The following is a 21,097-nucleotide window of genomic DNA, read 5'->3' on the forward strand; positions in this document are numbered from 1 at the left end:
TAATTTCATTTTGCTTTAAACATAACAGTCAGCTAATTATAAGTAAACACCTCAACGGGTTCATTAGCTCAAGAAGAACTGATTGATTTTTTATATTGTTTAATCCATTTTAGGGCGTTTTTTATTCAATAAGTCACTATTTTATACCAATCCCTATTTTTATAGTGAAAGTAGGGATTTTTCAATTACGAGATGAAATTCCTGGAAGAAAAATAAGGCCAAACATAATTAGGCACAAGCAGAAGATTGCTTGTGCTTAATTATTTAGGAAACCGATTAGGAAATACACGTATAAACGTATTTTCTAATCCGTAACAAAATTTATTTATTTTTCTTTAACGCAATTATGGCATTAGTAATCTGTCCAAGTCCAATACCAATGATTATGCCAACACCAGCACCGATTGCAGTGTCAATCCAGCCTCTATTAAGAAATGCATCATATCCACCACCAGCTAGAAAGCCGACTAATCCACCAATGCCCAATCCTAAAAATAGGAACCCACCATAAAACAACCCTATCGCCTCAAAATCGGCAGGATCACGATTTTCATAATACTGTTGGAAGCGTTCATTTAAATCCTCAGAATGCTCAGAGTTACTGGCAAACTTCATTTCCTCACTGGCTTTATCAAAAGCTTCTTGCTCTGTTAAACCTTGTGATAACATTAAATCATTCATATAATCGCTTATATATAGCATCATGTCGTCTTGCGCTTCTTGTCCCTGATCGGAACGTCCCTTAAATTTTGACAGTTGCTTATCGATTTTCTGTTTGGTCTGCCCACCTTTCTTGCGCAGCTTTTCCATATAAGTCATTTCAGCATCTTGCAAGTAATTTCGGGATTGTTCTTTCGCAAAACGATTAATTTTCTCCTGAATTTCACGGCTAAAGCTCATGTTTGATCCCTCCATTATTTCTTAAAATTTCAATACGACTACTTAAAAAATCCCATTTAGCCCAAAAGGATATCAATTTTTCTCGTCCTTGTTCATTAAGTGTGTAAAATTTTCTCGGTGGGCCCATTTCAGATGGCTTTTTGACAATATTGACAAGACGGTTTCTTTCTAATCGCATCAGTAATGCATAGACAGTCCCTTCAGCTATTCCTTCAAACCCCATCTGTGTGAGATATTTAACAATTTCATAACCATATATTTCGCCACGGCTAATGATTTCTAAAACTATACCTTCTAAAACGCCTTTGAGCATCTCGCTTAGATTTTCCACTATATCTTACCTCCAAGCTACTGCTTAGTTCCATATGTACTAAGCGTTACTAAGTACTGTATATAGTATTGCTAAGTAGTGAGTTTGTCAAGCGTTTGAAATGAACCGATGTAATTATTTTCCTATTAAGAATAGAGAGCTAAATCAAAAAAATTCTATGAAAATTATTTATCTATAATTTTGTCACTAAAAGAGGAGAAGTAGGTGTTTTTTATAACGAAAGTTTGACGGATAGCATATGATTGAGTATGATGGAGAAGTTGAAGATGAGGTCCGACCTTATCCTTTAACGAGCGCATAAGGAGGGAAAAGATTGCGCGAAAAATCGGAAAACAATTATAGCGCCTGAGCTGAAGAAATTGGACGGAAACATCTTCAGCAGACGAGGTGGAGGTTTATCGAAAATTCGGCGGATGCCTCCCAATCGACATACCCGATTGTCACTTTTCATTTTGAAAGCATTCGAGTGATTGAATGTACAGAAAATGAAGAAGGTATAGTTAATGCAATAGATAAATAGGGAAACTTCACGTATCGAATGATAACTATTCAGACGGCTGAATTAGTAATGTTACCTGTGTATGTATTTGTATGCTTATTTTATATAAAATTAGCATAGCTTTTGCATTCACAAAGAAATTCGATAAGCTGAGGTCTAATTTGTCATTGCGTCAAATTGACAATATCGGAGGATAAGAAATTTATGTGTGGAATTGTAGGATATATTGGTGAATCAGATGCAAAGGAAATCTTATTAAAAGGTTTAGAGAAACTAGAATACCGCGGCTATGACTCTGCTGGTATTGCAGTACGTAATGAAGATGGTGTGACAGTCTTCAAAGAAAAGGGACGTATTGCAGATTTACGTGAAGCGGTGGACGAGGACGTTGCTGCAAAAATTGGGATTGGACATACTCGTTGGGCAACTCACGGTGTACCAAACCGTTTGAATGCCCACCCTCACCAAAGTGCATCAGGACGCTTTACGCTAGTGCACAACGGGGTAATTGAAAACTATCATTTATTACAAAAAACTTATTTAAAAGGTATCCCGATGAAATCTGATACAGACACAGAGGTCATCGTGCAATTAGTAGAGTTATTTGTAAAAGAAGGTCTAAGCACAGCTGAGGCGTTCCGCAAAACTTTATCTTTATTACATGGCTCATATGCACTGGCTCTATTAGATGCCGAAGCGGCAGATACAATTTTCGTAGCGAAAAACAAATCGCCACTTTTAGTAGGTGTTGGTGACGGCTTTAATGTTGTCGCTTCAGATGCTATGGCGATGCTTCAAGTAACAGATCAATACGTGGAGCTTCACGATAAAGAGGTCGTTATTGTACACAAAACTAGCGTAGAAATTACAAGACTAGATGGCTCCGTAGTAGAGCGTGCACCATATACCGCAGAGCTAGATATGAGCGATATTGAAAAAGGGACGTACCCTCACTATATGCTAAAAGAAATGGATGAGCAGCCAACAGTTATTCGCAAAATTATTCAAGCATACGAAGGCGAAGATGGCGTATTGACAATCGACGCAGATATTTTAGGAGCATTACGAGCAGCAGATCGCCTATACATTATTGCTGCAGGCACAAGCTATCATGCAGGCCTAATCGGAAAGCAATATTTCGAGAAAATGGCTGGTATACCAGTCGAAGTTCATATCTCAAGTGAATTCGGCTACAATATGCCATTACTATCAGAAAGACCATTGTTCATCTTTATTACACAATCAGGTGAAACAGCAGATAGCCGCCAAGTACTTGTGAAAATTAAAGAGCTTGGCTACCCAACATTAACCATTACAAATGTACCTGGCTCTACACTCTCACGTGAAGCAGACCATACACTGTTATTACATGCAGGCCCAGAAATTGCGGTAGCTTCTACAAAAGCATATGTAGCGCAGGTAGCTGTACTTGCCCTAGCAGCCTATGTAACAGCGCAGGCAAACGGGAAAAGTTTAGAATTCGATTTAAAACAAGAGCTAGCGATTGCAGCAAACGGTATTCAAACAATTATCGATTCAAAAGATGTGCTTGAAGATATCGCAGAAGACTACTTAAAAATTGCACGTAACGCATTCTTCATCGGCCGTAACATAGACTTCTATGTAAGTCTTGAAGGTGCCTTAAAGCTAAAAGAAATCTCTTATATCCAAGCAGAAGGCTTTGCTGGTGGGGAACTAAAACACGGAACAATTGCCTTAATCGAAGAAGGTACACCAGTGTTTGCCCTTGTCACTCAAGAAGCAGTATCATTAAACATTCGTGGTAATGTTAAAGAGGTTGCTGCACGCGGAGCATATCCATGCATCATCGCGATGGCTGGGGTAGATGAAGACGGCGACCGTTTAGTAATCCCTCAAGTTCATGAATTACTAACACCACTTGTTTCTGTAGTGCCATTACAATTAATTAGCTATTACGCAGCACTACACCGCCGCTGTGATGTGGATAAACCACGTAACTTGGCTAAATCGGTGACTGTTGAGTAATTGTTGAGTAAGAGTTCACTTGTGAGTTATAACTAATACTGTCACAATTTATAATTATATTTGTCATAGATATATAAGATGTTGTGACATCAAAAGTAAACCTTGGTACAGTGTGGATGTAACTGTATCAAGGTTTTTGTTTTTTCTCAAGGTGTATTTTTAATTATAAAATACATACCCATACCGTTGAATACTACAGAAAAAAGTATAATTAATATTGTCACTTCACCAATACTAATTGTAACCTAACTAAAGAAATGAAGGTGTTTTCGAATAATAAATTTCTAAAGTAGATATTTCAGTTTTAAACTGATTATTAAAGCTATAAAAATAAAGTTGGATACCATTGATGATATTAGTATATAATGGGATTTAATGTAAGTATTACGTTCAATACATTCTTGCTAAAAAATGAATAGGGTTGGATATGAAAAAATAAAGGATAGTTGGACGAAAGAAAAAACGGCTCGTTATTTAAAGGAAGGCAGATTTCTAATAGATTTGGAGCTGATTTTTAAAATTGCAGAAGAAAAAGGCATTCCTCATACCATCGATAACTTCAGTAATACAAATATTCCAATGACAACAGACTTTTTAATTACCCTAATAAAAAATAATATTAGGGTTTATTTAACTCGTACAGTAAAGCCAAGTAAAGATTTAGAAGAACCAAGGATAATTGAGAAGTTTAAAATTGAACGGGAGAATAGACAAGTTGAAAAAGCTATACAAAGAGAGCGGGAGTCCTTGCAATTAGGTATTCCACAAAAGAACAATCATGAAAATATTATAGATTTTAAACCAAGTGAGCTTGATGCAAAATACATCAGAAACTTCTTTAATTAAGGAGTTATTTAATAAACGACGAGGAATGAAAAAGGAATGAACAGTAGAATAATCATTGAATTAGAAAACGGTTTAGAGGTGCAAAGAGCTAAGTAGCTTGAATAAGAAAATATGGAGTATGTTGGGAATCTACTTATAGAAAAATTACGCCCCAATTCTCTCTAAAGTGGAAGCATTTAAACAACTTAGCTTTTTACCTTTATATCATGAAAGTGAAAGGTATTTATCAAATCATCATCATCTCATTTATCGCTACGTGTATCCCGTTTATTAATCAAACTTTGAATTTGGAACAGTGGTTTTCAGAATTTATTAGGTATAGGTATGTCAGTAGGAACCCTTTGTAAAAGAAACACGTGGAGGTACTTAATGAATTGCATGGTAGATTAATTAATAAAGAAGGGTTTGGTTTACCATCTGACATATGTTCATCAGCTTCTAGTTTTACCTTTTGCTGGTCTTTAACTACGACTTAAATTGTAGTGATCTAGCTATGTTTAGGATTCTTAGGAATCTTTTCTCTGGTCCGAAGCGATTTGGTGAATTGCAAAGGTCTTTAAATGGAGGTAGCCCTAGAACTCTTTCGTTACGATTAAAAGAATTATAATTCGAGTGATTTACTTAGAAATTCACCACATGTGGAATACTCTCAAACAGAAAAATGCAGACCCTTCGTTCTATTTTCGAGGAATGAAAGACTGGGGAAATGCATGGGATGTATTAGGGGCTAGGAAGAAAAAAATGACTATGTACAATTACTTGTAGAAATTATTAATTATTTAACTACATCTCCGTTAATTGTATTACTTAGTGCTACGATTTACTTTCTAACAATCAGACCAATTTTATTTGATATAAATGAGTAATAACAACATTATTAGTCATTATTTTAGAATAATTGTTTTTAAAGAAAGATTGATAAGAAAAATAATTTGAATATTCATACATTTAAATCTAAGGCGTTAATAATCTGTAAAATATTTAAATTAATACCTTATTATAGATGTTGTGGTTGTTTATTGTTTTAGTTATAGTTTATAATTTAAATGAAAATTAAAAATCATAATAATTATTACGTGATAAACCTGTTAGTAGAAAATTGAGTCTTGAAAAATATTCGTACTTCTGTCAATAAACGTCGAGTAAAAGCGATTCAATTGAAGCCATAGATAGATGGTTTCCTATGCTATAAAAAGTGGGCTTAAATTAGCCTCTATAATTGCATACAGGCTAAGGAGCCTTATTGGTAATGGAAAATGCAAAGAGAATGGTAGATTCTCCTTATAGAAGAGGACCTAAAAACCATGACAACGCTCTTTTTATGCGAAGATGAAAGATATGGATTATTTAACAGATTTCCAATCACATATTGATATCTTCCGAACATGAGCTAAAGCAAGGTTTTTTAAATTTGGAAATTTACAAATGTTAAATACTAATAGGTTAGTGGTAATCCGATTAATATTTCATAGTACTTAATATACATGGAAGGAATCATATAATTAATAATTGTTGATTGCATAATGAAAAAAATACTTAGTTTTATCTAAGGTGAAATATAAAGATATTGAGGGAGCTGGAAATTTGAGTGGAAAAATGAAAGGGGTAATCTTAGCTGGCGGAGAAGGTAGTAGAATGGCCCCGTTTACAGAAATTATTAATAAGTTTTTACTGCCTGTATATGATAAAATATTAATAGAATATTCAATTTATTCTTTAAAAAATGCAGGAGTTGTAGATATCGCTATTGTTTTAGGTAAGAAAAGTGTAGGTGAGACTATCAATTTCTTAAAAGATGGAACAAAATACGGAGTGAATATAACTTATTTATATCAATCTGAAGCATTAGGTATGCCAAATGCATTATATAAAGCGAAAGAATTTGTTGGGAAAAGTAATGTTGTAGTACTCTGTGCTGATAATATAGTTAGTGATAATCTAAAACACATATTAGAAGAATATAGAGGAGGAGCCTTAATAACTTGTAAGAAAATACTTGATAAAGGCGATCTTAGCAAATTTTCTGTGTTTCATTTTAATGAAAAGGGAGTACCAATAAATCTCATTGAAAAGCCTAAAGTTCCCCCTTCTCATACTGCATTTTGTGGTATTCAAATTTATGATTGTAAAGTTTGGGGATTCATACAAAAGCTAAAATTATCAGATAGGAAAGAGTACGAAATAACAGATATTATAAATGAATACATTTCTATAGGGGAATTTCACCATATAGCCCTAGAAAAACCTTGGTTTGATTGTGGTACTCCAGATTCCTTAGTTAAAGCACAAATCCATTTTTATGAAGAATCAAAAAGAAAAGAATGGTATAGGTAAAATCTAATATTATCAACATTTAAGCTAATATCAATAGTTTTTACGAATATGCTTAATATAAACTTAGAATTTTTACTACTAGTAAATGTTTAGAAAGTGTAGTTAATTATATATTTTAGATAATAGATAGTTTTATAGAGGGGGAATATTTTGGAAATGCAAAAGGAGCATGTTATAGCATTGATTTGGGACTTTGATAAAACTTTAATTGCAGGAGATATGCAAGAACCTCTTTTTAATAAGTTTAAAGTATCATCAAAAGTTTTTTGGGAAGAAGTAGACAATCTATCTAAATTTTATTTACAGAATGGTATAGCTATAAATCAAGATAATATCTACCTTAATCATATCCTTACTTATGTAAATCATAATATATTTAAAAATCTATCTAATAAAATGCTATTTGATTTTGGATCTGAACTCAAATTGTTACCAGGCTTACCAGACTTCTTTTCAGAAATTAAAGATGTTCTCCATGAAAAATATAATAATAAAGTTAAAATTGAACATTATATAGTAAGTAATGGTTTAAAAAGAATTATTATGGGCAGTGATATTTATCAATACGTAGAAAAAGTGTGGGGATCTGAATACATTGAAGTTCCAGCGGTTCCTAATTATCTCCACATTGGAGATAGACCACTTGGTAATTCTAGTCCTATTATTTCACAGGTTGGATATGCATTTGATCACACATCTAAAACTCGCACTTTATTTGAAATTAATAAGGGAATAAATAAATACAAAGATATAAGACTCAATCAGAAAATACCCCTCTCAAGCAGGAGAATACCATTCGAACAAATGATATACATAGCAGATGGAGAAAGTGATATTCCTGCTTTTTCTTTAGTTAATAAATATGGCGGAAAGACCTTTGGAGTTTACCCAGAGGGAAATGAATATATAGAAGAACAAGTAAAAAAACTTTATAAAGATAAAAGAATAATGGGATTTGGAAAAGGAAACTACACCCGTTCTAGTTATACCTATAATTGGATAATAAACTCTGCAATAGAAATTGCTGAAAATATTTTAGAGAATCAGAACTGTGAAGTTAAAAGTATTGGTGAGCCACTCAATATCAAATTTTAATATAAATTTGATAATAGTCTCTTTTGAGAAGAAGGATATGATGTGAGTATGGTGAGTCTGATTGAAGCAGTCATAAAAATATTTAGGGCCAAGAAATATTGTATTTATTGTATTGAATAAATAAAGGGGCAAAAAATATTAGCCCCTTTTAAATGGTAGTAAGTAATACAAATAGCAATTCAAGGCGCCAAACACGGCTAAAGTGATAGATGTTATTAACAACTAATTATTGCAGTAGAGAAAAGCATCCTTTGAGAGGGAAGTTATGATTCTGTTTTAAACTAAATTGGATAATTTAAGGAGGGGTGCAACTTCATTTCCGTTGGGGGGAATACTAAAGAAGGAAAAATAAAAATATGAACTGATTATAAATACTAATTTAAATATGTACATTCCTGCTTGAATAACGATGTACAAAAATACTCTTTTGGATAGGCTACACTAAGTTGGACAGATAAAATAAGGGGTTGTAAACTTAGACTATTAACTAAAGGGAGCGTGCTACTATGACACGTCCGTGATGGATGAAGCACGAACAGAACATTTTGTGGAAAAAGTGAATGCGAAGTTTGCGCAATTCGCAAAGAATTTTGGATTTAAGGTGAAGCCCTGTGTAGCAGGTCGTCCTCAAACGAAAGGAAAATTGGAAACAACGATGAAATTACTAGATGCAATTCACCTAAACTGATTGAATAAAAATGTTCATCTCAAAGAAATATAAGATAAGATACTAATTGGCTAGTTCCCCTTCCTCAATTGAATAAAATGTAGTGATGTTGTTGATAATCGCACAAGCAAAAGAATAAATAAAATCAGTAAAACCTAAAACCATTATTAAGGGACAATAAAAGGTCATGAAACAGATATTCATGCTGCTCACGACCAAAAAATAAATATGAACTAGAACATTTAATTAAAGTCTAGACAGAGACGGGGATTTGTAAAAAATCTCTCCTTCTTCAAAATTAGATACATGTGTTCCATCTCCGGTTATTAAGTTAAATCTATTCAATGAGATTTCTCCATTTAATAATTGAGAAAGGGAATTAATAGCTTCATCGTTATATTTTTTAAAAAAATAGTTACGACTTTCATCTATGTTTTTTTTATAAAAATCCTCAGGTCTCGAATGTGCTAAATGATAATTAGTTGCATCTTTTATATATTTAAATCTCGCTCCACCAACATTAAATAAACGGTATCCTAATTCAAAATGTTCAAATCCCCAACTTTTAAAATTTATATCAAATTTCCCCACTTCTTCTAATAGTTCTTTTCGCATTGACAAATTTCCAATTAAGGTAGTAATCCAAGGTGCATTTAAAAAACAATTACCTTCATTATCAAAACCTTTACTAACAAAATTCCAATAAGAATATTTTCTTGAAAATTTTTGATATTTTATATAGTTATTATGTATATCCTCTAATAAGGATTCCTTTTGCTTTATTAAGTCACTAAAATAAAATTCTCTAATCTCTCCAATGCAAACTAAATTATTTCTTGTTTGGTGCTGAAAAATATGTGTTTTTACCCAGTTTTTTGATACAGGTCTATCAGCATCTAAAAATAGAAGAACATTTCCACGACTAATATTTATACCCTCATTCCGTGCTTCAGCTCTTCCCCGGTTGTTTTGATATCTATATTTTATCATGAGTTTATCTTTATAAAGTTCAACGGTTTCTTTTGTATTATCTGTAGACCCATCATCAACTATAATCACTTCAAAATTTGACTCTGTTTGTTCTAATAAACTCTCCAAAGTAAAGTTTAAGCGTAGGCTTTGATTGTAAGTGGGAATTATAACGCTTGGGAAAATTTCCATCTTGAATCTCTCCTTGTACTATTTAAATAATAACTTCATGCTTAATTAAATTTAAAATATCTTCTTCTGCACTTTTTACTTTATAAAGTTTTAGCATTATTCTTTCATACATATTTTCAACGTTATTTTTAACAATACAAAGTAAAATAAGATTAGTTAAAACAGTCCATCTTTGATTGAGATCCCTATATTTTGAGGCAAGGTTTTTATAACCATATGCATCTAAAAATAGGGAAAATGAATATCTAGAGTTTGCTACTTCTTTTAAATTATCATACATATATTCAAGTCTATTTTCTTTTTGTTTAGGTAAATCATTACTGAAAATTATCTCTTTTAGTTTCTCTTCGATAAATTGAAATGTTTTTAATCCCCTTACATCAAACTCTTTATCTAGGCTTCCAATATTTATAGTTGAATCGAGCATAATTTTATAGTTCTCTTCTAAAATTCTTCTAGGATCAATTTCAGGTATATTCTTTGGAGGAATTAAATAGTAGAATACACAAGCTTCACTTAGAACATTTTCTAATACTGAATTAATACTATTCTTTAAAACCTCTATTTCTATTTCTCCATGATAATTATAATAGTGGTCAGATATTAGTACTGTCCCCTGCTCCAAATTAAAGTGAATTATTTCTATCATATGTAAGGTATGGTTAACGTGATGATACATACAATATGGTAATTCATAAATATCTAAGGATACTCCTAGTGATTGTTTTTGAGTGACATCTATCATTCTATTTATGCCTTCTTCAATTTCGAGCGGATTATTTATTGTATTTTCAATGAATTTTACCCCATTACTATCATTCAAATCATTCCTTAACCTTCTATAGTATGGTGAAATTTCGTATAATTCCATTTTGTCGGTTTTAAATACTAAAAGCCCTGCTTGTTTCCAAATGATATCTGTATTTATTCCGAGTCTTTTTGAAATAGCTGTGAGTACTAACTGGAAGCAACTTTGAAAGTTGTTTCTATAAATTTTAAAATCAATAAGATTGTCCTTATTCATTTTCTATTCCCCTCTTTCTAAGGTTATAGCGAAAATATGTATAAATGGATTATCTTCAAAAACTATTTCGTCAATTGGAATTGGGTGAGGGAATTTTATGTAATTATACCACATACTAGGTTTGTAAGAGGTGTTTATACCTTTTCGGGTATACATGTACTCGAATTGAAGTGCTCTTTTGTCATCAAAAAAAGAGTCAGAAGAAGTGAAGTCTGATAATTTTAGAAAATCGCTATATACATTTTTATTATTTTTGAGAAAATGTATTTCTTCATAGAGGTCACCATTATTTGAAACGCCAAGAAAATGTAACTTTTTTATTCTTGGAATATCTTTTAACCTAATTTGTTGATTTTCCATCTGTATATTATCAGATAAATCTGTATTTTTAGACAATAAAAAAGGGGTACCTTCGAATATAAAAGGAGTACCGAAAGGAATATTCTCTTGAGGTAATGATGATTCTCCTAAACTTAGTTCACCTCTTAAAAAATTGCTAGAATTGGTCGTACCAATATTATTAAAATATTGATTTAAACTTAAACACACATATTTATCCACTAATTTCTACTCCTTCTATAGTTATTAAAAATTTTGAAGAAGGGATGTTAATTATCAATCCAATATAGGATTGATAATTAACAAATTTAAATGTTCTGAAAATTTAGCAAATTTTTTGTTCATTCATTTTCATTCAACTCCTCTCTTTTAACGTAATTTGATTTTCCCATATTTTTATAAAAAAGGCAAATAGTTTTAAAATTTAACTTTTAATTTTTTGTATTTGGTTGTAATATTAATATATAGTAAATATTTGAAATATTGTTTATTCTGAGTATCTAGCTGAAAACATAGGTATCATCTAATTTTTTAGAATAAGATTTACTATAATTATTTATTTAGATAGTGTGACGGTAATTGGATATAAATTAAATTATATAACAGAAGGTGATATTTATGGATAATATAGGTGAAATTTTTGTTAAATATTATAAAGAAAACCCACAAAAAATAGCAATAATAGATAAAAATATAAAGTATTCTACTAAAGAATTAGCGAATAGGGTATTTAATATACAACAAAAATTACCAAGCGATATTAAGGGGAAAGTTATCTTGATATTGCTTCCTAATTCAATTGAATATATTGCTACATACTTTGCAGTTAGTTTATTAGGGGGGATTGTTTATCCAATCTACTGGAAATCAAAGCCTAATGAAATAGAGAAGTATATATATGATGCGGATGTTTTTTTATCTATAACAAATAAATCTGGACTCGATAAAATTTCTGATTATTATAATAATTTAGTGGTTATTATTGAAGATGATTGTAAGTTAGTAGGAGAACCTAAGTTTGTTAAAAGAGATACAGATGAAATTGCTCTTCTCCTTCAAACTTCCGGTACGACGAACGATTCCAAAATCGTAGCACATTCTCACAACAGTTTAATACAAAACAGTAAAGCACATTCTAACTCAATTGGTCTTAAAGAAAGTGACAGGTGTTTAATTACATTACCTTTTCCCTTTGGCTATTGCAATACTTCTCAATTTCTTTCTTCTATTCTTATTCAATGTACCATTGTAATTATTAGAGAACCGATATTACCCACTTATTTTATAAGAACAATTTTAAAAAATGATATTACAACTTTCACTGCAGTACCGACATTAATAAATATACTAGAGAAAGATTTTGTTGGGCTAACTAAAGAAAATATATTTTCCGTTTCTTCAATTTGTTTTGGTGGCGGAACATTGTCGAAAGATGGAATTTCGTTTTTAGAAAAGGTTTTTCCAAATGCCTCAATCTATCAAACGTATGGTCAAACTGAAGCTGGGCCAAGAATAACAACTTGTTTAATAGGAAGTGAATATGTCCCAGAAAATGTTGGGTATCCATTAGAAAATATTAAATTAAAAATTGTAGATGATAATTTTACAAAAGTGGAAGAAAATATAACAGGACAAATTCTAGTTCGAAGTCCTAGCTTGATGAAAGGTTATCTAAAAAATAAAAATCTTGATGATAATACTATTATTAATGGATGGCTGCAAACAGGTGACCTAGGGTTTATTGATGAAAAAGGGATGTTACATATAACTGGTAGAATAAAAAACATTATTAAATATAGTGGTTATAAAATTTATCCAGAAGAGATTGAAAAATTAGTTATTGATAAGCATCGAATTAAATCATTAATGTTGAAAGGGAAGAAAGATAAGATGTATGGTGAAATTCCAATCCTTTATATAGAAGGTGCTTATGACGAGGAACTTAAGGTTTCTATTTTTCAAACTTGTGAAGATAACCTATCTTCGTACAAAATCCCAAAAGAAATTTTCTTTGTAGACAGGTTATCTACAACTAACAATGGGAAATTAAAAAGAATCTAGAGAGGAAGAGGAATAGAATAATGTTTAATATTAAAGAATTTTTAAATCAGATTACTAATGTAGAAGGTTGGCAAACTCTTGAGGAAACAGTTGGGTTATTACATATTCCCATTTTAGTTGACAATATAGAAGGAGCTATAGTTGAAATAGGATCTTACAAAGGTAAAAGTACAATTTGTTTGGCAACGGGAAGTAATAAGATTTCCATCAATAAAAGACCAGTATACGCGGTGGACCCTTTTACTCATTTGGATGATAATAATGGCTTTATAAGTATGTATGAGAAAAGTTATTTTGATTCATTTTGGGGGAATATCCAATCTTTCAATCTAGAAAAAGATATTATTCCTATAAAAAAATATAGTAACGATGCAGTTCAAGATGTCCCCCAAAAAATTGCTGCGTTATTTATAGATGGTGATCATTCATATGAAGGAATTTCACGAGATATTAAATTATACGCAAATAAAGTAATTCCTCACGGAATAATAGCATTTCATGATTATAGTAATCCTAATCATCCAGATGTCACAAAAGTTGTTAACGAATTCATGGAGAATTCAGATTTCACATTAGTCGGTGACTACGATATGTTAAGAATTATTAGAAAAAACTATTAGTTGGCTGTTTTGAAATAATGTACAATCTTTTATCTAAAAAGGGTATACGAATGATTAGATAGTTACAGTAGGTATTTAATAAATTGAATGAGGGGGAAGAACTTGTTAATCGATTTAAAAGGATTAAAAGTTATAATCATAGGAGCATCAGGAACAATAGGGAACTTATTATTTCGTTCATTTATTAAAGAAGGAGCAATAGTTGGTGGAACTTATTTTAATTCACCAATTGTAACAGAAGACATAAATTCAGATTGCTATTTTATTAATAGAGTAGATGTTCGTGATGAAATAGATTTAAAAAAAGGTTTAAAGGATTTGATATTTAAGTTAGGGAGTGTAGATGTATTTATTTATAATGCTGGAATATGCAAAGATAACCTTTTACCTTTTATAAGCTCAAAAGATTGGAATAATGTTCTTAACACAAATTTAAACGGAGCATTCTTATCTGCAAAGATTATTTCTAAACATTTTATTATTAACAATCACGGAAAAATAATATTTATATCATCGGTTAAAGGAATGAATGGATCTTATGGGCAGTCAAATTACTCTGCTTCTAAGGCGGGACTAATTGGTTTGTCAAATTCACTGGCGAAAGAATTGGGTGAATACGGTATAACTGTAAACACTGTCTGTCCTGGTTTCCAAGTAACGAACTTAAATAGAGAAAAACCGGATAAATTAAATAGGGCTGTATCGGAAAGTGTAATTAATAAAACATTAGATATTAATGAAATAATAGATTCTTTATTATTTTTATGTTCAAAACAAATCAAAAATATCTCAGGACAAGTTTTTCATATTGATAATAGACTATAGAATAATTTTTATAACTCTGCTCACTTATTTGATACTTACATAATCGGAGTCAAATTGAACCTATGTTCAAAATCAAATTATTAAAATATTCATATGAGCTCAAAGGGAGGTGCATTTATGGATATAAAAGAATGCTTAAAAAAAAGTTACAATATAAACACGGTTGATATAATTGAAATTCCTGGGAGAATGTTTATGTTGAATTATGTTGTAACAGATAGAACTGGAAATAAATATTTTGTAAAAACATGTCCTTCGGATACTACTGAAGTCCAATTAGATATTCAATGGTTAATACATGAACACTTAATTAAAGATTCCATTCCTATACCAAGAATTATTAGGACTGTTAACAATAAAAGTGGTCTTATATTTAATAACAGAGTTTTATGTTGCTTTGAATATGTACAGAACGACGAAAATAGTAATTTTAAATTTTATTCCAAGGAGGCAGGCCAACTTCTTGGAATAATACATAAGAGCCTAGATAAATTTGATCTTACGACTTTAATTGAGGTTAAAAGTGATGTAACAATTAAAGAAATTAAGAATAACCTCATATATTGGTTAAACACCACAAAATTAAGTTCATTGGATAATATTGATAATAGTATTTTAGAAGTAAAGCAAGATATTATTGATTTTTTAATATACTTCAAAGAGGAAAAGTTTGAAGGTTTGCACAAACAATTAATTCATGGAGATTTTAATAAGAATAATGTATTAACTTATAAAGGGAATGTAAACGCGGTCATTGATTTATTTAATCTTAGTTACTCCTATCGTATAACAGATTTAAGTGAATCAATTATAATGTATTTTGGTTCAGATCTGTTAGATAATAAGTGGTGTTTAAATATTGATAAACAATATGAATTTTTAAGTTCCTATTTAGAGGTAAATAAGCTTTCTAATAAAGAAATAGAAAACTTACCGTATATGCTTAAAACACAATGTATTAAGCATTTAGCAAATTTTACATCTAACTATGAAATACTTAAAAGATTGCCTGAAGTAAAGAGAGTTTTACTTATGCTAATTAGTTTTTTTAAATTAGCAGATGAGCTAGCTATAACTCAAAATCTTCATGTTTTTAGAGCTAATTAGGGAGGCTTTTTTGTGAAAATATTGGTTACGGGAGGGGCAGGTTTTATTGCTTCTCATGTTGTAGATGCATTGGTTTTAGATGGACATGAAGTGGCTGTTGTCGATAATCTTTCAACGGGGAATGTTAAAAATCTAAATGCTAAAATTAAATTTTATAACGTTGATATTTGTAATTATGATGCTTTAGATGTAATTTTTTCTGAGTTTAAACCAGATATTATTAATCATCATGCGGCTCAAATGGACGTTAGAGTTTCAATCAGAGACCCAATTAAAGATGCAAATATAAATATTATTGGCTCATTAAACATTATTAAATTAGCAACTGAATATCAAGTGAAAAAACTAATTTATATATCTACAGGCGGTGCAGTGTATGGGGAACCTCTTTATCTACCAGTGGATGAAAACCACATGTTAAATCCAATATCACAATATGGTATATCCAAGCATACCGTTGAACATTATTTATATTTATATCAGAAAAATTTTGGCTTAAATTCTGTTATACTACGGTATCCCAATGTTTATGGTCCTAGACAAAATCCACTTGGAGAAGCAGGGGTTATTGCTATTTTTGCATTAAATATTTTAAATGGGAATAGACCTATTATATTTGGAGATGGTAAACAAACTAGGGATTACGTTTATATTGAAGATATTGTACAAGCTAATTTGAATGCAATATCTACTAATTCAACAGGAATAATAAATATTGGGAGCGGAAAAGGAACAACTGTATTAGAAATAAATAGAATATTATGTGAAATTTTAAATTCGAAATTAATTCCAATATTTGAACCCCAAAGGGTAGGAGAAATTAAAAGTATTTATTTAAACTCTAGTAAGGCAAATGAACTCCTAAATTGGTCAGCAAAAACTAGTCTATTTGATGGATTAGTCATGACGACAAATTGGATAACAAGTAATTTAATTCAATTTAAGTGATTTGACTACCCTTTAACTTTATCAAGGATAATATTAGGTTGCTTTATATTCTGTTTATTTTAAATAGTTCGGAAGTTGAATCTAATGTTTTGGTTGCTAGATAAAATAACTGAAAAATCAAATTTTATTAATCTTTCCTAAATGTAATAATGTACAGAAAATATTATCGAACTTACTTGGAGTGAATAATGTGATAATTAGTAAAACACCTCTTAGAATAAGCTTGGCTGGTGGAGGAACAGATCTTCCAAATTATTACCAAAAACATAATGGGGCTGTTATTAACACAGCTATTAATAAATATATTTATGTAATTGTAAAAAAAAGATTTGATGATAAGATTAGAATTTCATATACAAAAACAGAGTTGGTCGATTCAGTAGAAGAAATTCAGCATGATTTAGTGCGTGAAGCACTTAAGCTTACTGGTATTACTAAAGGAATTGAAATTATTACGTTAGCAGATATTCCTTCTGAAGGAACTGGATTAGGATCATCGAGTACCTTAACAGTTGGCTTGTTAAATGCCTTATATTCTTATCTTGGACACTCAGTTAAAAATGAGGAATTAGCAAAGAATGCATGCAAGATTGAATTGGATATATTAAAAAAAACCATTGGCAAGCAGGATCAATATATTGCAGCATACGGTGGTTTGAGAAATTTCACTTTTAAAAAAGATGGTGCAGTTTTTACGGAGTTAATACATGTCGACAATGAAGTATCTAAAATGTTGGGGCAAAATTTAATGCTTTTTTATACTGGTATAACCCGTAGTGCTAGTAGAATCTTAGAGATTCAAAATAAAAATATGTCTCAAAATTATGAGCAGCTAAAAAGTTTAAAAGAGCAATGTACTGTTGTAAATAATCTTCTAAAGAAAAACATGTTGGATGATCTTGGATACGAATTAGATAAGGGATGGAAATTAAAGAAAACTCTGTCTCAAGGAGTTTCAAATGATTTTATAGATCAAATATATTGCGATGCTCTTCAAAGCGGTGCAATCGGAGGCAAAATTACCGGAGCAGGAGGAGGCGGTTTTTTATTACTATATGTACCAATTAAATATCAATCACAGGTAAGGGAAAATATTCCTTTAAAAGAGTTAGAATTCGATTTAGAAAATTATGGTTCAGAAATAATTTTTTATAATGAAGAGTTGAGAATATGAAAGTTGTATTTTTAGATCGTGATGGTGTTATAAATAAAAATATTGATAATTATTATGTAACAAGTTGGAATAGTTTTATTTGGATCCCTAGAGCATTAGAAGCTCTTTCCTTATTACATATTAATGGTTGGAAAACATTTATTTTCACAAATCAAGCATGCGTTGGGAAAGGTATAATTTGTCGATCTACACTTTTAGACATACACAATAATATGCTAAAAGAGATAAGTTTCTACGGCGGCAAAATAGAAAAAATTTATACATGTATACATAAATCTGAAGAATATTGTTGCTGTAGAAAACCCAATCCAGGAATGCTTTTAGCCGCAGCTCAAGAATATAATCTAGATTTGAGTAAGTGTTATGTAATTGGGGATTCATATAACGATATATTGGCGGCAAATAAAGTTAAGAGTCACAGTATATTAGTACGTAGTGGGCGAGGTATGAATAGTAGAATGGAATTAGAAGATACCTCCTTACCTTCAAAAATATGTACAGATTTGTTTGGTGCAGTTAAATATATTATTGATAAGGAGAAAAAAAATGATTTCATATATTGACCGATATTTCGAAAACTTAAATAATTCTTTTTCAACGATAGATAAGGAAAGTGTAAAAATGTTAGCAGAAGAAATATTTAATACTTGGAAAAGAGACGGTAAAATTTTTGTGTTTGGAAATGGAGGGAGTGCAGCCACATCTAGCCACTTTGTATGTGATTTATCTAAGATGACTATAGTGGAAGGTGCAAAAAAAATTAAAGCATTATCATTAAGTGATAATGTGCCAATACTAACAGCATGGGCAAATGATACAAACTATTCAAATATCTTTAGAGAACAATTACTGCCTCTTGTTGAGAAAAATGATTTAGTTATCGGAATATCAGCCAGTGGAAATTCGACTAATGTTTTAAGTGCATTAGAATGCGCTAATGAACTTAATGTTAAAACAGCGTCACTTAGTGGGTTTGATGGTGGAGAAATAAGTAAAATAACAGGTTTCCCAATAGTTGTTTATAGTAAGAATATGCAAATCATTGAAGATTTACACTCTATTTTAACCCATTCTCTTTCTTTGGAAGTTAAATGTATGATTGAGAAATACACTAATATGAGTCCCCTCGTGGATTACGTCTCTTCTCTACCGCCATATAATATAGTACTGAAAGCCTAAAATTGGAATTTCAATATACTGAATTTTTTAATTTTTAGTATTTGATTATTAATAATTTATAAAAGGAGCATTCCTGTTAGAAGGATTTTTAGGGGCTTGAAAAAGAAAAAGCCCTCTTGTATGATGCATGATGACAGAAGGACTTGTGATGGCACGAATAGAAATTGCCACACTTCTCACACAGTATAAATTGATGCAAAGCCAATTAGATTTAACAGAACAGTTAACCGAACTAGCAAAAGAAATGACGGACTATGAATACTTAAATTCTGTCCCAGGCATCAGTAACGTAACGATTGTCGAGCTACTTTCAGAAGTCGGTTCACTCACACAATATGATCATCCATGCCAATTAATTAAACTAGCGGGACTCACATTACGTGAAAACTCTTCTGGACAACAAAGGACAAAAACGGATATTTAAGCGAGGAAGAGGGAAGTTACGGGCTCTGCGAAGCCTTTAAGCAATTGCATAAATATTACACCACACGCACCATCAATCCACTTCGAAAGAAGCAATCGATTGTCGAGCTCTATGGAAAGTTACTGAAGATTTTACATACCTTATGCAAGAAGAAAGTGAATTTTGATGTGAGCCATATGATGAAAGACTTGTATTGTCTCGTAAAGGCAGCCTAAGCAACACTAAAGCTCGACCTACAACAAAAGGATGACACGGAGAAGCCGGCATTATTTATTCCATCCGACTGCGAGTCCCTAAAGGAGCATCGCCTGCCTCTGCCTTATGAATAGACCGAGCGTAGGAATATATGCGCAAGGACGCCAAGAGACATGGGAGGGTACGTCATCATAAGCATCGCAGAGATCAAATTGTGCATCAAATAACGGAACTTTAAGTTAATATTTTAACCAATTAGCTTTAACAAAGTGTACACACTTGATGGATAATAATTTAAAAACTAGAAATTATTATGTAAAAATTGTGGTAAAAAATTTTTTATGACTCTTAAAAACGGGTCAAACCGTTGATATACCAACATTTATAGAGGGAGGAAAAATAATGAATTATTTAGAAGATGAAAGTATGGACCAACTGCAGATTAAAATTCTAAAGAAGATTATTGAGGAGGGGAGAGAAGTTAGTCCAAGAGGTATGCCAAATAAAGAATTAACAGGGTTCACCTTTAAACTTACTAATCCAAGAGCAAGAATTATTTATAATCCAGCAAGAAACTTTAATGTAAGGTTTGCGATCGGTGAACTATTGTGGTATCTAAGTGGTTCTAATAAATGTGAAATGATTACTCATTATAATAAAAGATATCCAAATTTTTCAGATGACGGTGAAATTTTAAATGGGGCATATGGTTATAGAATATTTACTCCATTAGAAAATGGTTCAAATCAATGGGAAGAAGTGAAAGGACTTCTGAAAAGGGACAAAGATACTCGACAAGCTATACTAAATATTCATATGCCAAAAGATTTATTTTCAAGAAGTAAGGATATACCATGTACATGTTATTTACAATTTTTGATTCGTGATAATAAATTAGATTGTATAGGTAATATGAGATCTAATGATATTATTTGGGGAACACCGTATGATGTTTTTAACTTTACTATGTTACAAGAGATAATGGCAAATGAATTAGGATTAGAATTAGGAACATATACTCATTTTGCAGGAAGCGTTCATTTATATGATAATCATAAAGATTTAGCGCATTCAATAATTAATCAAGGAAATTTCCCATCTTCTGAAATGCCTAGCATGCCCGAAAATCCTTGGAGGTATATTAAATTGCTAATAGATAATGAAAAATTAGTAAGGAAAGATAAAAATTACAAATGTAAAATTGATTCTTCATATTGGAATGATTTTCTTGGTATTTTAAAGATTCAATCTGCAATTAGAGAAAATAAACAGGATATTGCTAGTAACTATTATTCTAATGCTCCAAGCTTTTTCAAATTAGTATTGCCTAATCTAAAGAAAACTGTTGTGTAAGGATGTGC

The 21,097-nt window shown here is 31.1% G+C and carries 18 protein-coding genes and 3 pseudogenes; 16 read left to right on the forward strand and 5 right to left on the reverse strand.

What is annotated here, in order from left to right; translation table 11 throughout:
* Positions 1 to 321: 321 nt before the first annotated feature.
* Complete coding sequence (locus tag ACIQXF_RS20005; RefSeq protein ID WP_402786584.1) at positions 322 to 900, reverse strand: hypothetical protein; 579 nt, start codon at positions 898 to 900, stop codon at positions 322 to 324.
* Complete coding sequence (locus tag ACIQXF_RS20010; protein ID WP_402786587.1) at positions 890 to 1,231, reverse strand: PadR family transcriptional regulator; 342 nt, start codon at positions 1,229 to 1,231, stop codon at positions 890 to 892. Before ACIQXF_RS20010 ends, ACIQXF_RS20005 begins: the two co-directional genes overlap by 11 nt.
* A gap of 703 nt (positions 1,232 to 1,934) precedes the next feature.
* Here ACIQXF_RS20010 and glmS point away from each other — a divergent pair.
* From glmS to ACIQXF_RS20040, 6 genes and pseudogenes are all read left to right on the forward strand, one after another.
* The gene (glmS, locus tag ACIQXF_RS20015; protein WP_402786590.1) at positions 1,935 to 3,737 is read left to right on the forward strand and encodes a glutamine--fructose-6-phosphate transaminase (isomerizing); all 1,803 of its coding nucleotides are present in this window, start codon (positions 1,935 to 1,937) and stop codon (positions 3,735 to 3,737) included.
* A gap of 411 nt (positions 3,738 to 4,148) precedes the next feature.
* Positions 4,149 to 4,583, forward strand: coding sequence for a TnsA endonuclease N-terminal domain-containing protein (locus ACIQXF_RS20020; RefSeq protein ID WP_402786593.1), 435 nt, complete (start codon positions 4,149 to 4,151; stop codon positions 4,581 to 4,583).
* Between the two features lie 496 nt (positions 4,584 to 5,079).
* A pseudogene (locus ACIQXF_RS20025) lies at positions 5,080 to 5,348 on the forward strand (winged helix-turn-helix transcriptional regulator); the annotation flags it as partial.
* A 786-nt stretch (positions 5,349 to 6,134) separates the two neighbouring features.
* A complete protein-coding gene (locus tag ACIQXF_RS20030) occupies positions 6,135 to 6,917 on the forward strand; it encodes a sugar phosphate nucleotidyltransferase (protein ID WP_402786596.1) in 783 nt (260 codons plus the stop codon).
* Positions 6,918 to 7,067: 150 nt separating this feature from the next.
* A complete protein-coding gene (locus tag ACIQXF_RS20035) occupies positions 7,068 to 8,012 on the forward strand; it encodes a hypothetical protein (RefSeq protein WP_402786599.1) in 945 nt (314 codons plus the stop codon).
* Between the two features lie 514 nt (positions 8,013 to 8,526).
* Positions 8,527 to 8,688 (forward strand): annotated as a pseudogene (locus ACIQXF_RS20040) (IS21 family transposase); the annotation flags it as partial.
* A 237-nt stretch (positions 8,689 to 8,925) separates the two neighbouring features.
* On the opposite strand, the gene ACIQXF_RS20045 reads toward ACIQXF_RS20040, so the two are convergent.
* From ACIQXF_RS20045 to ACIQXF_RS20055, 3 genes are read right to left on the reverse strand one after another with little or no spacing between them, the layout of a single operon-like run.
* Positions 8,926 to 9,840, reverse strand: coding sequence for a glycosyltransferase family 2 protein (locus tag ACIQXF_RS20045; protein ID WP_402786602.1), 915 nt, complete (start codon positions 9,838 to 9,840; stop codon positions 8,926 to 8,928).
* Positions 9,841 to 9,862: 22 nt separating this feature from the next.
* On the reverse strand, positions 9,863 to 10,864 hold the full coding sequence (locus ACIQXF_RS20050; protein WP_402786605.1) for a cysteine peptidase family C39 domain-containing protein: 1,002 nt from the start codon (positions 10,862 to 10,864) through the stop codon (positions 9,863 to 9,865).
* Positions 10,865 to 10,867: 3 nt separating this feature from the next.
* On the reverse strand, positions 10,868 to 11,425 hold the full coding sequence (locus ACIQXF_RS20055; protein ID WP_402786608.1) for a hypothetical protein: 558 nt from the start codon (positions 11,423 to 11,425) through the stop codon (positions 10,868 to 10,870).
* A 396-nt stretch (positions 11,426 to 11,821) separates the two neighbouring features.
* Between ACIQXF_RS20055 and ACIQXF_RS20060 the strand changes: the two genes are divergently transcribed.
* From ACIQXF_RS20060 to ACIQXF_RS20105, 10 genes and pseudogenes are all read left to right on the forward strand, one after another.
* A complete protein-coding gene (locus ACIQXF_RS20060) occupies positions 11,822 to 13,264 on the forward strand; it encodes a class I adenylate-forming enzyme family protein (RefSeq protein WP_402786611.1) in 1,443 nt (480 codons plus the stop codon).
* Positions 13,265 to 13,284: 20 nt separating this feature from the next.
* Positions 13,285 to 13,884 carry a class I SAM-dependent methyltransferase gene (locus tag ACIQXF_RS20065; RefSeq protein WP_402786614.1) on the forward strand — a complete coding sequence of 200 codons (600 nt, stop codon included), beginning with the start codon at positions 13,285 to 13,287 and terminating at the stop codon, positions 13,882 to 13,884.
* Positions 13,885 to 13,986: 102 nt separating this feature from the next.
* On the forward strand, positions 13,987 to 14,709 hold the full coding sequence (locus ACIQXF_RS20070; RefSeq protein WP_402786617.1) for an SDR family NAD(P)-dependent oxidoreductase: 723 nt from the start codon (positions 13,987 to 13,989) through the stop codon (positions 14,707 to 14,709).
* Positions 14,710 to 14,826: 117 nt separating this feature from the next.
* On the forward strand, positions 14,827 to 15,816 hold the full coding sequence (locus tag ACIQXF_RS20075; RefSeq protein WP_402786620.1) for a phosphotransferase enzyme family protein: 990 nt from the start codon (positions 14,827 to 14,829) through the stop codon (positions 15,814 to 15,816).
* 12 nt (positions 15,817 to 15,828) lie between these two features.
* On the forward strand, positions 15,829 to 16,764 hold the full coding sequence (locus ACIQXF_RS20080; protein ID WP_402786623.1) for an NAD-dependent epimerase/dehydratase family protein: 936 nt from the start codon (positions 15,829 to 15,831) through the stop codon (positions 16,762 to 16,764).
* Positions 16,765 to 16,954: 190 nt separating this feature from the next.
* Positions 16,955 to 17,938, forward strand: coding sequence for a GHMP family kinase ATP-binding protein (locus ACIQXF_RS20085; RefSeq protein WP_402786626.1), 984 nt, complete (start codon positions 16,955 to 16,957; stop codon positions 17,936 to 17,938).
* Complete coding sequence (locus ACIQXF_RS20090; protein ID WP_402786629.1) at positions 17,935 to 18,501, forward strand: D-glycero-alpha-D-manno-heptose-1,7-bisphosphate 7-phosphatase; 567 nt, start codon at positions 17,935 to 17,937, stop codon at positions 18,499 to 18,501. Before ACIQXF_RS20085 ends, ACIQXF_RS20090 begins: the two co-directional genes overlap by 4 nt.
* On the forward strand, positions 18,485 to 19,117 hold the full coding sequence (locus tag ACIQXF_RS20095) for a D-sedoheptulose-7-phosphate isomerase (protein WP_402786633.1): 633 nt from the start codon (positions 18,485 to 18,487) through the stop codon (positions 19,115 to 19,117). The genes ACIQXF_RS20090 and ACIQXF_RS20095 overlap by 17 nt, the downstream gene beginning before the upstream one ends.
* Positions 19,118 to 19,247: 130 nt before the next feature.
* Positions 19,248 to 19,756: pseudogene (locus ACIQXF_RS20100) on the forward strand (transposase); the annotation flags it as partial.
* Between the two features lie 382 nt (positions 19,757 to 20,138).
* Positions 20,139 to 21,089 carry a thymidylate synthase gene (locus ACIQXF_RS20105; protein ID WP_402786636.1) on the forward strand — a complete coding sequence of 317 codons (951 nt, stop codon included), beginning with the start codon at positions 20,139 to 20,141 and terminating at the stop codon, positions 21,087 to 21,089.
* The last annotated feature ends 8 nt before the right edge of the window (positions 21,090 to 21,097 follow it).

This window comes from Lysinibacillus sp. NPDC097231, assembly GCF_044761885.1.
GTDB lineage: Bacteria > Bacillota > Bacilli > Bacillales_A > Planococcaceae > Lysinibacillus.